At 72.1% G+C, this 13199-nt stretch carries 12 protein-coding genes; 4 read left to right on the top strand and 8 right to left on the bottom strand.

Features of this window, described 5'->3' with window-relative positions; translation table 11 throughout:
• Nucleotides 1–87: 87 nt before the first annotated feature.
• From OG588_RS41080 to OG588_RS41055, 6 genes are all read right to left on the bottom strand, one after another.
• A complete protein-coding gene (locus tag OG588_RS41080; protein WP_405951672.1) occupies nt 88–1143 on the bottom strand; it encodes an MBL fold metallo-hydrolase in 1056 nt (351 codons plus the stop codon).
• The gene (locus OG588_RS41075) at nt 1140–2387 is read right to left on the bottom strand and encodes an aminotransferase class I/II-fold pyridoxal phosphate-dependent enzyme (protein WP_405951671.1); all 1248 of its coding nucleotides are present in this window, start codon (nt 2385–2387) and stop codon (nt 1140–1142) included. Before OG588_RS41075 ends, OG588_RS41080 begins: the two co-directional genes overlap by 4 nt.
• A gap of 53 nt (nt 2388–2440) precedes the next feature.
• Nucleotides 2441–3028 carry a hypothetical protein gene (locus OG588_RS41070; RefSeq protein ID WP_405951670.1) on the bottom strand — a complete coding sequence of 196 codons (588 nt, stop codon included), beginning with the start codon at nt 3026–3028 and terminating at the stop codon, nt 2441–2443.
• A gap of 264 nt (nt 3029–3292) precedes the next feature.
• Entirely contained in the window at nt 3293–3514 is a 222-nt protein-coding gene (locus OG588_RS41065; protein ID WP_019062892.1) for a DUF6158 family protein, read from the bottom strand.
• 112 nt (nt 3515–3626) lie between these two features.
• Nucleotides 3627–5246, bottom strand: a complete 1620-nt coding sequence (locus OG588_RS41060; RefSeq protein ID WP_019062893.1) for an ABC-F family ATP-binding cassette domain-containing protein — start codon at nt 5244–5246, stop codon at nt 3627–3629.
• A gap of 76 nt (nt 5247–5322) precedes the next feature.
• Nucleotides 5323–5994 (bottom strand): histidine phosphatase family protein, encoded by a 672-nt coding sequence (locus OG588_RS41055; protein ID WP_405951669.1) that lies wholly within the window; start codon nt 5992–5994, stop codon nt 5323–5325.
• Between the two features lie 158 nt (nt 5995–6152).
• Here OG588_RS41055 and OG588_RS41050 point away from each other — a divergent pair, with 158 nt between their 5' ends.
• The 3 genes from OG588_RS41050 (at nt 6153) to OG588_RS41040 (ending at nt 8784) form a co-directional block, all read left to right on the top strand.
• On the top strand, nt 6153–7670 hold the full coding sequence (locus OG588_RS41050) for a bifunctional phosphatase PAP2/diacylglycerol kinase family protein (protein WP_405951668.1): 1518 nt from the start codon (nt 6153–6155) through the stop codon (nt 7668–7670).
• Nucleotides 7671–7748: 78 nt separating this feature from the next.
• The gene (locus OG588_RS41045) at nt 7749–8570 is read left to right on the top strand and encodes a class I SAM-dependent methyltransferase (protein ID WP_405951667.1); all 822 of its coding nucleotides are present in this window, start codon (nt 7749–7751) and stop codon (nt 8568–8570) included.
• 43 nt (nt 8571–8613) lie between these two features.
• A complete protein-coding gene (locus OG588_RS41040; protein ID WP_266864046.1) occupies nt 8614–8784 on the top strand; it encodes a hydrophobic protein in 171 nt (56 codons plus the stop codon).
• Nucleotides 8785–8867: 83 nt separating this feature from the next.
• Here OG588_RS41040 and OG588_RS41035 read toward each other — a convergent pair whose 3' ends face one another.
• Nucleotides 8868–10715, bottom strand: coding sequence for a transketolase (locus OG588_RS41035; protein WP_405951666.1), 1848 nt, complete (start codon nt 10713–10715; stop codon nt 8868–8870).
• A 134-nt stretch (nt 10716–10849) separates the two neighbouring features.
• Here OG588_RS41035 and OG588_RS41030 point away from each other — a divergent pair, with 134 nt between their 5' ends.
• Nucleotides 10850–11197, top strand: coding sequence for a VOC family protein (locus OG588_RS41030; RefSeq protein WP_405951665.1), 348 nt, complete (start codon nt 10850–10852; stop codon nt 11195–11197).
• Between the two features lie 30 nt (nt 11198–11227).
• On the opposite strand, the gene OG588_RS41025 is transcribed toward OG588_RS41030, so the two are convergent.
• Nucleotides 11228–13189, bottom strand: coding sequence for a DUF5107 domain-containing protein (locus tag OG588_RS41025; RefSeq protein ID WP_405951664.1), 1962 nt, complete (start codon nt 13187–13189; stop codon nt 11228–11230).
• Nucleotides 13190–13199: the final 10 nt, after the last annotated feature.

The raw sequence follows: 13199 nt of genomic DNA, 5'->3' as shown, positions 1-13199 counted from the left end.
TCGTTGCGGGGTGCGGGTCCGTTGTGGCTGGTCGCGCCCCGCGGCGGAGCCGCAAATCGACACAGCCCCGCGCCTCTCTTGGGGCATCTACTCCAGCACTCTTGAGGCTCCTACCGGCAAGTCCCACAGGTCTTCGCGCGCCAACCCCGCCTTCTCCCAGGCCGCCCGCACCCTTGTGAGCGGTTCCAGGACCGGTTCCGCCGACAGGACGAACGTGCCCCAGTGCATCGGAGCCATCCGTCTCGCGCCCAAGTCCTGTACGGCCTGGACCGCCTCTTCCGGATCGCAGTGGACGTCGCTGAGCCACCACCGCGGGTCGTAGGCGCCGATGGGCAGTAGGGCCAGGTCAATTCCCGGGTAGCGGTGGCCGATTCGGGAGAACCAGTGGCCGTAGCCCGTGTCGCCTGCGAAGTAGACGCGTTGGCCGTCCGGTGCTGTCATCACCCAGCCGCCCCACAGGGAGTGGCAGGTATCGGTGAGGCTGCGCTTGGACCAGTGGTGGGCCGGTACGAAGTCGAGGCGGACGCCGTCCAGTTGGGCCGCTTCCCACCAGTCCAGCTCGGTGACGTGGGTGAATCTGCGGCGTCTGAACCAGGTGCCGAGGCCGGCCGGTGCGAACACCGGAGTGTGGCGCGGGAGTCGGCGCAGGGTGGGGGCGTCGAGGTGGTCGTAGTGGTTGTGGCTGATGACTACGGCGTCGATGGGTGGGAGTGCTTCCCAGGCGACGCCCACGGGGGTGATCCGGGCCGGGGTGCCGAGGATGCGGCGGGACCAGACCGGGTCGGTGAGGATGGTCAGGCCGCCGATGCGGACCACCCAACTGGCGTGCCCCGCCCAGGTGACGGCGACGGTCAGGGCGTCCACCTGGGGCAACGGCTCGGGGGCGAAAGGGAGTTGGGGGATGTCGGCGAGGCCCTCGGGGCGGGGTCGCACGGAACCCTCGCGGGCGAAGCGGGCGTAGGCGTTGAGGCCGGGGAGCGGGGCGGTGAGCCGGTCGTGGAAGGTGCGGGGCCACACGCGCCGCTCGCCGAGGGGGCGGGGTTCGGCGAGCGGCGGGGACGAGGGGGTGAACGGGGACGTCGGGGCGGCCGCTTCGCGCATGGCCGTACTGGTGTCGGTGGTCGACTCGGACTGCTGCGTCATCGAGGAGGCTCCCATCGCTGAGCGTCGTCGCGGAGATCGTCGAAGATCGACCTCAAGGACATCAACGCGCGTTGCACGTGTGGCAGTTCCAACGGCAAGGGTGACGTGAGACATTCCGCGCGTTCCGCATCGGTTCGGCCCAACAGCGGCCCGGTGGACAGCCGGACCCGCAGCGCGCCCAGGTCGTCGCCGAACCGGTGGCCGCCCGGCGCGGGCATGCCGAGCCGGGCGGTGAGGAACTCCTCCAGGTCCTGCGCGTCGCCCACTCCCTGCGGGGTGAGCGCGTGGCGCAACGGCCCGAGATCGACGTACAGATGACGTCCCGCCTGCGGCGGCCGGGAGAACGCGCCCGCCCCGGTGACGGCGGCGTGCGCGGCGGCGGCCACGCGCGCGTGCAGGTGTACGGCGGTGTCGCGGCGGGCGAGGACGGGCGGGGGTTCGCCGAGGGCGTGGCCTGCCGCGGCGGCGACCGGTGCGGCAACGCGGGCGCCGAGTGCGGTGAGGACGTCGAGCACGCGCGCGCGTAGGGCCTGCCCGGCACGGCCTTCGGGGAAGCGGGCGACGGCGGCCGGCCAGCCGGACGGGAGGAGAGCGCCGGCCAGGTCGGTGACGACGGTGACCTTGTCGGGCAGCATCTCGGCGGGGCTGAGCAGCATGGTGCCGCGCGGTGTGTGCAGGGTGTCGCGCCAGGTCTCGTCGCTGACCAGGTACAGCCCCTCGGCCGCGGCGGCCTCGACGGTCTCGTGCATGACCTCGGGCGGTGCCACGGTCGCGGTCGGATCGTCGGCCACCGAAAGGACGAGGAGCCGTGGGTCCCCGCCCTCGTCCCGGACCCGGCGCACGGTCTCCAGCAGGGCGTACGGATCGGGCACCCCGCCGCACTCGGCCGGGGTGCCCACATGGAACACGGATCGGCCCAACAGGCGCGCGTACGGCGCCCACCAGGCGGCGCAGGGTCTGGGGACGAGTACGTCACCGCCGAGCGCGGCGGTCAGCGCGACCAGCAGCGCGGGGGCACCCGGGGCGGCGGCCACGCGGGCGGGGTCGGCGGGCAGTCCCCGACGGTCGAAGTAACCGCTCGCGGCGTCGAGCAGTACGGGGGCGCCGCCGACGGGTTGCTCCTCAGTCCGGGACGCGGCGGCGGCAAGGACTGAGGCCAGTTCCGGCAGCACGGGCAAGCCGTCATCAGGAAACACCGGCCCATAACGCACAGGCCCCTGGCCTACCGCGTCCGCCTGCCGCATGGTGCCTCCGCGCAGTCCCTCGTGCAGTGCCGTGCCGTGCCCCGCTCGCCCGCTCAGTGTCCCGGCGTCCGCCTGCGCAGCCGGTACACGGCACCACCGAGGGCACCCGCGATCAGTACACCACCGGCGACCAGAGCCGGAACGGAGTCGGTGAAGGTACCGCCCTCCCCGGCCTGCACCCCGCGCTGAATCGCGGCGGGCACACCACCACAGGCATCTACCCGAGGCTCCTGACACGGCGGCTGCCCACCCCCGCGCTCGACGCTGAAGGTCGCGCTCCAGGGCCTGCCCTGTCCCCCGGGCGGCGCGGGACAGGTCCCGTCGACGGTCCACGCGGAGTCCCGCTCGCCCCCTTCGCCGTCGGAGATCCGCGCGGTCCCCCGATAGGCGGCTCCGGCAGCCCGGTCGTCGTTGCCGGGCACGCGTTGCAACTGAACGGTCCCGTCGTCGAACCCCTGGGACGTGGCGTCGATGGTCTCGGCCACGGTCCCCCCGATCGCCTCGCAGGTGACGGAAACGGTGACGTTCCCACCGGCCCGCACGGTGCTCGGACTGACCTCGGCACCCGGATCGGCGGCCACAGCGGGCCCGGCGGCGCCGACAAGGGCGACGACGGACAGAGCAAGGGCGGTGCGACGCATGAGCGGGTCTCCTTAGACCGAGGACGACGGCACCACCATCGAAGCCCGACCGGGAGAGCGCCGCGCGCGGCGGACCCCATTGGGGTTAAGGAGACCGGCCGAGCGGGTGAAACACAGGATGACGGCAGGTTTTCAGGGGCGCGGGGCTGTATCGATTCGCGGCTCCGCCGCGTGGGCGCGAACCGCTCAGCAATCCGACCCTGCGTCATGTCCCCGACCTCAAGGGACAAACGCACACCATCTCAAGGCACGAACGCCCACCGTTCAGTCCCGCTCGCGTGCCCCCTGCCGGGTACGGCCGGGGGCCACGAGGCGACGCGGGTGGCGGCGCAGGTACTCGCCCTCCAGCCCGGCCATCCGGTCGTTGTGGGCGCGCAGCGCGTCGTTCGAGCCGTACAGCAGGGTGTCGTGGCGCGTGCGGTGGATGGTCTCCAGCTCCTTCATGAGCTGAGCATCGTCCAGGCGCGCAGGGTCGACTCCGGTCATGGTGTGCCCCGCTCGTCGAGTCTCAGGGTCCTGAGTCCACTCTACGAACATTCCGGCATTCCGGCCCCGCGGCCTCTGTACCAAGGTGACCGCCGCGCCCCGCGCGGAAGGGCTACCGCGCCCGCTCCACCCGCCGCTCGTCCCACACCGGCTCGGTCGTCTCGCGCACCTTGCCGTCGCTGCCGAAGACCAGATACCGGTCGAAGGACCGGGCGAACCAGCGGTCGTGCGTGACGGAGAGCACCGTCCCGTCGAACGCCTCAAGCCCCTCCTGAAGGGCTTCCGCGGACTCCAGGTCGAGGTTGTCGGTCGGTTCGTCGAGGAGGAGAGCCGTCACACCCTGGAGTTCCAGCAGCAGGATCTGGAAACGCGCCTGCTGTCCCCCGGAGAGCCGGTCGAAGCTCTGCTCGGCCTGGCCGGTGAGCTCGTAGCGCCGCAGTCGGGACATGGCGGGGCCCTGGGCCTGCGCGTGTTCCTTCCACAGGATGTCGAGGAGGGTGCGGCCCTGGAGTTCGGGGTGGGCGTGGGTCTGAGCGAAGTGCCCGGGCACAACACGTGCCCCGAGCTTCCACTCCCCCGTGTGCTTCACCTCCTCGCCGGCGAGGAGCCGTAGGAAGTGCGACTTGCCCGAGCCGTTCGAGCCGAGGACGGCGACCCGTTCGCCGTAGAAGACCTCCAGGTCGAAGGGCTTCATCAGTCCGGTCAGTTCAAGTCCCTTGCAGGTGACGGCTCTTACGCCCGTGCGGCCGCCCTTGATGCGCATGGTGATGTCCTGCTCGCGCGGGGGCTCGGGGGGTGGGCCCGCCTCCTCGAACTTGCGCAGGCGGGTCTGGGCCGCGGCGTAGCGGGACGCCAACTCGTGGCTGATGGAGGCTGCCTGACGGAGGTTCAGGACGAGTTTCTTGAGCTGGGCGTGCTTCTCGTCCCAGCGGCGGCGCAACTCCTCGAAGCGGGCGAAGCGTTCGCGCCGGGCCTCGTGGTAGGTGGCGAAGCCGGCGCCGTGCACCCAGGCGTCGGCGCCGGTGGGCGAGGGTTCCACGGAGACGATCTTCTCGGCGGCGCGGGCGAGGAGTTCACGGTCGTGGGAGACGAACAGGACCGTCTTGCGGGTCTCCTTGAGCCGCTCCTCCAACCAGCGCTTGCCGGGTACGTCGAGGTAGTTGTCCGGCTCGTCCAGGAGCAGCACCTCTTCGCTGCCGCGCAGCAGCGCCTCCAGCACGAGCCGCTTCTGCTCACCACCGGAGAGCGTGCTGACCTGCCGGAACTGCGCCTTGTCGTACGGCACTCCGAGCGCGGCCATGGTGCACATGTCCCACAGGGTCTCGAACTCGTAGCCGTGCACCTCGGCCCAGTCCGACAGGGCCTGCGCGTAGGCGAGTTGGGCCGCCTCGTCGTCGACGGTCATGATGCCGTGCTCGGCCTTGTCGACCTCGGCGGCGACCTCGCGGATGCGGGGCGGTGCGACCGACACGAGCAGATCTCGTACGGTCGTCTCGTCGCGTACGGAGCCCACGAACTGGCGCATCACGCCCAGGCCGCCACTCACGGTGACCGTGCCGCCGTGCGGTTTCAGTTCGCCGGAGATCAGCCGCAGCAGGGTCGTCTTGCCGGCGCCGTTGGGCCCGACCAGGGCGACCACGGCGCCTTCGCCGACCCGGAAGGACACATCGCCGAGCAGCGGCCTCCCGTCGGGGAGGTAGTACTCGAGGTGTGCGGCTTCCAGATGTCCCATGACCACGCATTCTGTGGGGCGGCCTCGCGGACCGGCAAACCCTTATTGTGCCCGCCGAAACCGCACCGAGGTTTCGCTAGGGCTTCTGGTCCTCGTCGAGCGGCTGTCCGGTCGGGCCGCCGTCCGTGTCCGGTGCGGCCGTCTCCACGACGGCGCCCTCCCAGGACAGGGCCTTCCAGCCGTCGGCCGGGGAGCCGTCCAGGATCACGATGCCGGTGTTGTCGAGGGGGCGGGCGGCGGCGAAGTCCACGTCGATGTTGTCGGCGCGGGCGGATGTCCACATCCGGATCGCGGCACCGTGGCTGATCATGGCGACGGTGCGGGCGCCGCTGTCCGCCGCCTCCGCGATCACGCCGTCGTAGCGGGCCAGGGCCTCGGTGCCGCTCTCGCCGCCCGGCATCCGCAGCTCCGTGTCACCGGCCGCCCACGCGAACACGATCCGCATGTACTCGTGGCCGGGCTCCGTGTCGCCGGGCAGCATCTCCAGGTCACCGGCGGTCAGCTCCCGGATGCCGTCGCGGACACGTATGTCGAGGCCGCGGGCGGCGGCCAGCGGGGCCGCGGTGTGCTGGGTGCGGATCAGGGTGGAGGCGTAGAGGGCCTCGATGTCCTCGTCCGCGAGGGCCTCCGGGAGGGCGGCGGCCTGGCGGCGGCCCAGGTCGGTCAGCTCCGCGCCGGGGACGGCCGTGTCGAGGAGGTAGGCCACGTTGGCCGTCGTCTGGCCGTGGCGTATGAGGAGCAGGCGCATGCGGGGGTCCTCCGATGGAACGGTCCAACCACGGTCCGGACGGAACGGGCCGCCGACGGTCGGAACGAAGCGGTCCGCCGACGGTGGAAAGACGGTGGAATCGGTCCGCCGACGGTCCGCCGGGCAGCAAACGGCCACTTCAGGGTACCCGGCACGGCATGAGCCCTGACGTCGACCTCACGGTCCCTCTCCCCGGCCGCCACGCCCTGCGTGAATGGCTGCTCTCCCTCGACTCGCGCCTCTTCGAGGTGGCCGCCGACCGGCACTGGCCCGCCGGCGAGCCCGTGCTGCCGCGGCTGAGCCGGAGCGCCAATCACGGCGTGCTGTGGTTCGCGACGGCCGCCGCGGTGGCCGCGAGCCGTACTCCGCGGGCCCGCCGGGCCGCCGCCCGGGGCATCGCCTCCCTGTCCCTGGCCTCCCTCGCGATCAACACGATCGGCAAGCGGACCGTGCGCCGCCCCCGCCCCGTCCTGGACCCGGTCCCGCTGGGCCGGCAGCTGAAGCGGCAGCCGATCACCACGTCGTTCCCGTCCGGTCACGCGGCGTCGGCGGCGGCCTTCGCGACCGGCGTGGCCCTGGAGTCCTCCGCCTGGGGCGCGGTCGTGGCGCCGATCGCGTTCTCGGTCGCCGCCTCCCGCGTCTATACCGGCGTCCACTTCCCGAGCGACGTGCTGGCGGGCGCCGCCCTGGGCGCGTGCGCGGCGTTCGCGGTGCGCGGGATGGTGCCGACGCGCGGGCAGATCGTGCCGCCGGCCCGCGCCCGCGCCGAGGTACCGGCGCTGGAGGACGGCGACGGGCTGGTCATGGTGGTGAACTCGGCGTCGGGCAGCGCCGACCGGGCCGACGCGCTGACGGACTTCCTGCCCGGCGCGGAGGTCATCGCCTGTCAACCAGCTGACATACAGGCCGAGTTGGAGAAGGCGGCGGCCCGCGCCCGGGTGCTCGGGGTGTGCGGCGGCGACGGCACGGTGAACGCGGCGGCACAGGTCGCCCTGCGCCACGGCCTGCCCCTCGCGGTCCTCCCGGGTGGCACCCTCAACCACTTCGCCTACGACCTCGGCGTGGAGGGTCCCCGCGATCTGAGCAAGGCGATCAAGCAGGGCGACGCCGCACGCGTGGACGTGGGCCGGTTCAGGTCCGGTGCCACCCGGGGCATCTTCCTCAACACCCTGAGCCTGGGCGTCTATCCGGAGCTGGTGCGCGAGCGGGAGCATTGGGCGCCCCGGATCGGCGGCTGGCCGGCCGGTGTGCTCGCCGCGCTGCGCGTGCTGCGCGCGGACCGGCATCCGCTGGAGGCCGAACTCGGCGGCCGTACCCGCCCGTTGTGGCTGCTGTTCGCCGGCAACGGCACCTATCACCGCATGGGGGTCGCCTCCGGCCGCCGCGTCGACCTGGCGGACGGGCGTCTCGACATCCGGATCGTGCACGGCGGCCGCAGGCCCGCGCTGCGCCTGCTCGCGGCGGCCCTCGCGGGCCCGTTCTCCCGCTCCCCCGTCCATGCCTCGGTCCAGGTGCACCGATTGCGCCTGAGCGGCCTGGCCCCCGGCACGCTCCTCGCCTACGACGGCGAAGTCACGGACGTGGCAGGCGAGTTGACGTTGGAGGAGCAGCCCGAGGCACTGACCGTGTACCGCCCACTGACGGAGTCCCTGATCACCCATCAGTCCACATCGTAAAACGCAGGTCTCATCATGCGACATGCGCGCGTACCGTTCTGCCTACGCCGAAGAAGACGCGAAGGGGTAGGTAGAGCCATGCCGAAGCCGCAGGAGACCGCCGTCTACACGCACGGGCACCACGAGTCCGTACTGCGTTCGCACACCCAGCGAACCGCCGCCAACTCCGCGGCCTACCTGCTCGGTTCGCTGAAGCCGCACATGAAGATCCTGGACATCGGCTGCGGCCCGGGCACGATCACCGCGGACCTGGCGGCGATGGTCCCCGACGGGCACGTCACCGGAGTCGACCGCGAGCCGGGCATCCTGGACCAGGCCCGGGCCACCGCCGCCCAACGCGGCCTGACGAACGTGGACTTCGCGGTCGCCGACGTGCACGCGCTGGACTACCCGGACAACACGTTCTGTGTGGTCCACGCCCATCAGGTGCTCCAGCACGTGGGCGATCCGGTGCAGGCGCTGCGGGAGATGGTGCGGGTGACCAAGCCGACCGGGTTCATCGCCGTCCGCGACGCGGACTACGCGGTGATGACCTGGTATCCGCTGGTGTCGGGGCTGGACGACTGGCTGGACCTGTACCGCCGGGTGGCCCGCGCCAACGGGGGCGAGCCGGATGCCGGACGGCGTCTCAAATCGTGGGCGCTGCGGGCGGGGCTGACCGACGTCACGGCCACCTCCAGCACCTGGACGTTCCACACTCCGGACGAGCGGGCCTGGTGGAGCGGCCTGTGGGCGGACCGTACCGTCGCGTCCTCGTACGCGGGAGTCGCGACCGAGGGCGGCCATGCGACCGCCGACGAGCTGACCGCAGTGTCGGAGGCGTGGCGGGAGTGGGGGAAGCAGGAGGACGGCTGGTTCGCCGTGCTGCACGGGGAGATCCTGGCCCGTAAGGACGCCTGATCCGCCGGTTCGGGGGCACTCGGGCGGTCAGGAGGTTACACACATGGTTCCGATCCTGATCGTCCTACTGCTGGCGCTGGTCCTGTTCGGTGCCGGCTTCGCACTGAAGATCCTCTGGTGGGTGGCGCTGATCGTGCTCGCCGTGTGGCTGCTCGGCTTCCTGGTGCGCGGCACCTCGGCGAGCGGCGGCAGGGGACGCTGGTACCGCTGGTAGCGGGCCGCCTTCCCCACCCCACAGACATCGGGCCCGTGCCCGCCGGGAGACCGGCGGGCACGGGCCCCTGGCGTTGCGCACGTTCAGCGCACGATCGCCGTCTCCACCAGCAGCCGCCCGGCCGCCGCGATCGACTCCGCGTCGATACCGGCCGCGTGCAGCTGCTCGGCCGGGCTCGCCGCGCCGGGCATCGTGCGTACGGCGAGCCGGACCAGGCGCGGCACCGGCCGCCCGTCGAGGAAGGCGTCGAGGACCGCGTCCCCGATACCGCCCTCGGGGTGGTGGTCCTCGACGGTGAGCAGACAGCCGGTGTCCTCGGCGGCCTGGCGCAGGGTCTCCCGGTCGACGGGCTTGACCGAGTAGAGGTCGATCACCCGCACCTGGATGCCCTCGCGGTCGAGCGCGTCGGCGGCGGCCAGTGCCTCGTGGACGGTCACCCCGGCGGCCACGACCGTCAGCCGGTCCCGGCTGGAGAACCGCAGCACCTTGCTGCCGCCGACCGGGAACTCCTCGTCGGGGCCGTACACGACCGGCCCGGCGCCCCGCGAGGTCCGCAGATAGCGCACGCCGTCCAGGCCGGCCATCGTGGCGACGAGCCGGGCGGTCTGGTTGGCGTCGCACGGGTACAGCACGGTCGAACCGTGCACCGCGCGCATCATCGCCAGGTCTTCGAGCCCCATCTGCGAGGGCCCGTCCTGCCCGATGGACACGCCCGCGTGCGAACCGACCAGGTTGATTCCGGCACCGCTGACGGCAGCCATCCGGATGAAGTCGTACGCGCGCGTGAAGAACGCCGCGAACGTCGAGGCGTACGGCACCCAGCCGCGCGCCGCCAACCCGACGGCCGTACCGACCAGTTGTTGCTCGGCGATGTAGCACTCGAAGTAGCGCTCGGGGTGCTCCTTGGCGAAGAACTCGGCGCGCGTGGAGTCCCCGACCTCGCCATCGAGCGCCACGACGTCCCCGCGCGCGGAACCGAGCGCGGCGAGGGCCTGCCCGAAGGCGTCGCGGGTGGGGACGTCGTCGCCCCGGTCGTAGCGCGGGAGTTCCAGGTGGTCGGCGCGTACGGAGTGCAGCGCGCGGGCGTCCAGGGGTTCCCGCACCTGGACGCGCAGGTCGCGCGGCCCGCCGAGTTCGGCGATCGCCGCGTCCGCGTCGGGCAGCGGCTTGCCGTGCAGGCCCTCGCGGTCCTGGACGGAGGCGACGCCCTTGCCCTTGAGGGTGCGGGCGAGGATCACGGTCGGCTGACCGCTGGTGGACGCGGCCTCGCTGTAGGAACGGTCCACGGCGTCCACGTCATGCCCGTCGACCTCGACCGTGTGCCAGCCGAAGGCCCGGAACCGGCGCGCGTACGCGTCGAGGTCGTGTCCGTGCCGGGTAGGGCCGCGCTGCCCGAGCCGGTTGACGTCGACGATCAGAGTGAGGTTGTCGAGGTGTTCGTACGCCGCGTGCTCGGCGGCCTCCCACACCGAGCCCTCGGCCAGCTCGCTGTCCCCGCACAGCACCCACACGCGGTACCCGGTGCGCTCAAGCCGCTTGCCGGACAGGGCGATGCCGACGCCGACCGGCAGCCCCTGGCCGAGCGAACCGGTGGCGGTCTCGACCCACGGGAGCCGCTGCGGGGTGGGATGCCCTTCGAGACGGCTGTCCAGCATGCGGAAGGTGAGCAGTTCGGCGTCGTCGACGGCTCCTACGGCCTTGTAGGCGGCGTAGAGCAGGGGTGACGCGTGTCCCTTGGAGAGGACGAAGCGGTCGTTGCCGGGGTGGGCGGGGCGGTCGAAGTCGTAGCGGAGGTGGTGGGCGAGCAGGACGGCCATCAGGTCGGCGGCCGACATGGAGGACGTCGGGTGTCCGGAGCCCGCCGCGTCGGCGGCCCGCACGCTGTCCACGCGCAGTTGCTGTCCGAGTTCGACGAGTTCACCGGTGTCCATGGGTCTCCTTAGGGGGTGGCCGTGCGAGGCATTCCGCGTCCCCCTGAGAAGGCCGCCCAAACACGTGCCGAACGCTCACCGGGATCGCCCGAAAGGATCACCACGGCCCGCCCGCCCCAACTAGGCTCGCCCGTATGGAGATTCTGGGAGCCACGCTGCGTGTCTGCGTCGACGACCTGGAGACCGCCGTCCCCTTCTACGAACGGCTCGCGGGTGGCACCGCGCTCCGCTTCGAGCGAGGTGGCGTGTCGGTGGCCGCGGTCGGCTGTTTCCTGCTGATGAGCGGGCCGCCGGCGGAGTTGGAGGTACTGCGCAAGATCGCCGCCACCATCGCCGTCAAGGACGTCGACGAGACGCACGCGGTCCTGACCGAACTGGGCGCCCACATCGTCGCGGGCCCCATCGCCTCACCGGCGGGCCGCAATCTGATCGCGCTGCATCCGGACGGGATGGTCTACGAGTACGTGGACCGGCGGGCCTGATCCGCGACCGCCGGTCCTCGTTCCGTCGTCTCAGGGGGTGTCCGGCCGCATCCTGAAGTCGTAGCGCGTCGGCAGGGGTTCGTCGGTGAGACGGGCCCAGAGCCGACCGATCGACTCGGCACCCTCACGCAGGTCGGCGACCTCGAAGCCCTCGGCGAAGACCGCCCACGCGTCGTCGCGCCGCCCTTCCGCGAGCAGCAACTCGGCCTGGAGCAGCAGGAATCGGCCGCGTTCCCGGGTGACGGGGTGCAGCATGTCCCACACAGCGCGGGCATCGGCCGTCCGCCGTACCCGCAGCAGCGCCTCGACGGCCTCCCGCCCGAGCGCGGCCGTCGCGGCGGTCCACCGCTCCCCCGCGTCCCGCCGCTCGTGACACAGATCGGCGAAGGCCTCGTTGTACCGGTCCGCGGCCCGCCCGTGGTTCCCCGCCTCCTGATCCGCTACGGCCAGACAGCGCAGCAACGGCCAGAGGGACGGGGCGAGTTCGAGGGCCCGCTCCCAGCTGCGCACCGCCTGCGCCCTATCGCCGGCGTGCCACTGCGCGACGCCGAGGTGGTACTCGGTGAGCGGGGTCGCGTGCGCGGTCTCCAGCATGTCCCGCCAGTGCGAGGCGACCAGCGTCTCACCGGGCGGCCGGACCCGACGCGGCTCGGGCAGGACCCCGCTCCGCAGCAGCTCCACCCAGGGCGCCTGGGCGTCGCCGAGTGTGGACTCCTCGAAGGGCGTGCCGGGCAACTTCCAGTCGGTACGCAGGACTTCAAGCGCGCCCCACCCGGAGCCGGTGGCGAGGATCTCACCGGGTTCGGTGTCGGCGTGCGGCTTCCAAGCGGTGTGGGCGGCGTCCAAGTCCGCGCGGGGCAGGGCGGTTTCGAGCCGCGCCTCGGCACCGTCCACGACGGTGGACCACTCCCCCGCCGCGTCGGCGTCGAGCGGCCCGTATGCCTCCAGCCAGGACACCTCGCTCTCCGGGTCGAGCCGTACATGCTCCAACTGGGTGCGGGCCAGGCCTGCTTGGATCTCGCAGTAGCCACCGGTACCGGGCTCGGTGAGCCACTCCTGCCAGCGCCGGCCACCGCTGCCCGTGCCCCACACGAACAGCTTTCGCCCTCGCAGTACATCGGTCGACGTCTGCACGAGCCCGTATCCGTCCGCGTCGAGCGCGGCGATCCAGCGCCGCCACCCGTCCGGCAGTTCGTAGAAGTAGTCGGCGGCGTAAGGGCTGTTGAGGGGATTGGACCGGTCCACTCCGTCGTACGAGGGCACGGGCACCCGGCGCAGCCGCCGCTCGTATCCGAAGTGCCAGGCCTCCTCCGCCGGTGCGAGGACCCGGCGTTCCTCCGGTACGGCGATGTTGGACCACCAGTAGGTGGGCGCGGGCCGCTCGTGCGGGTTGCGGATGCGGACGCCGACGTAGAGGAAGTCGGAGCCTTCGGGGAGCCAGAGGTCCACCTGGAAGGGGAGGTCGCGGAGCCGTTCCCACTCCCACAGGCGGAGCATCTCGCCACCGTCGGGGGCGGGGACGCGGGCGGCGTGCAGGGGTGCGCAGGAGAGGGTGGTGTGGCCGGTGGCGCCGATGTTCCACTCGATGCCACCGGAGAACCAGGCGCCGTTGAGGGCGAAGTTGGCGGGCTGCAACACCGGGTTGCGGTACAGGAGTTCACGGTCGGTGGGCTTGTGGACGAGGGAGGCGATCCGGCCGCCGAGGGCGGGCAGCACGGTGGCGCGCAGCCGGTCGTTCTCGATCACGAGGGCGTCGATCTCGCGCGGTGTGCGGTCTCTGTCGTAGCCGTCCCGGACGCGGGTCGGCAGCAGGCTGCGGAGGGGTTCGTAGCCGACCTGGCGGGCCATGTCGCGCGGCAGGTCCTCGCGGTCCCGGTCGTCGATACGGTGCGCTTCGTCCAGGGGGCGCAGTGGGGGCAGCGGGTTGTCCGGACCCAACTCGGCGGTGGGCAGGGTCAGTACCTCACGTCGGATCGTCGTCACGATCACCATGGAACCCGGC

This window comes from Streptomyces prunicolor (genome assembly GCF_045162825.1).
Classification (GTDB): domain Bacteria; phylum Actinomycetota; class Actinomycetes; order Streptomycetales; family Streptomycetaceae; genus Streptomyces; species Streptomyces prunicolor.
The sequence above is the reverse complement of the archived record's forward strand: the minus strand, read 5'-3'. Positions and strand labels throughout refer to the sequence as shown.

Bases quoted from the DNA above. Each gene is read 5' to 3' on its own strand.
- OG588_RS41080 (WP_405951672.1), bottom strand. From the start codon at position 1,143: ATGACGCAGCAGTCCGAGTCGACCACCGACACCAGTACGGCCATGCGC.
- OG588_RS41075 (WP_405951671.1), bottom strand. From the start codon at position 2,387: ATGCGGCAGGCGGACGCGGTAGGCCAGGGGCCTGTGCGTTATGGGCCG.
- OG588_RS41070 (WP_405951670.1), bottom strand. From the start codon at position 3,028: ATGCGTCGCACCGCCCTTGCTCTGTCCGTCGTCGCCCTTGTCGGCGCC.
- OG588_RS41065 (WP_019062892.1), bottom strand. From the start codon at position 3,514: ATGACCGGAGTCGACCCTGCGCGCCTGGACGATGCTCAGCTCATGAAG.
- OG588_RS41060 (WP_019062893.1), bottom strand. From the start codon at position 5,246: ATGGGACATCTGGAAGCCGCACACCTCGAGTACTACCTCCCCGACGGG.
- OG588_RS41055 (WP_405951669.1), bottom strand. From the start codon at position 5,994: ATGCGCCTGCTCCTCATACGCCACGGCCAGACGACGGCCAACGTGGCC.
- OG588_RS41050 (WP_405951668.1), top strand. From the start codon at position 6,153: ATGAGCCCTGACGTCGACCTCACGGTCCCTCTCCCCGGCCGCCACGCC.
- OG588_RS41045 (WP_405951667.1), top strand. From the start codon at position 7,749: ATGCCGAAGCCGCAGGAGACCGCCGTCTACACGCACGGGCACCACGAG.
- OG588_RS41040 (WP_266864046.1), top strand. From the start codon at position 8,614: ATGGTTCCGATCCTGATCGTCCTACTGCTGGCGCTGGTCCTGTTCGGT.
- OG588_RS41035 (WP_405951666.1), bottom strand. From the start codon at position 10,715: ATGGACACCGGTGAACTCGTCGAACTCGGACAGCAACTGCGCGTGGAC.
- OG588_RS41030 (WP_405951665.1), top strand. From the start codon at position 10,850: ATGGAGATTCTGGGAGCCACGCTGCGTGTCTGCGTCGACGACCTGGAG.
- OG588_RS41025 (WP_405951664.1), bottom strand. From the start codon at position 13,189: ATGGTGATCGTGACGACGATCCGACGTGAGGTACTGACCCTGCCCACC.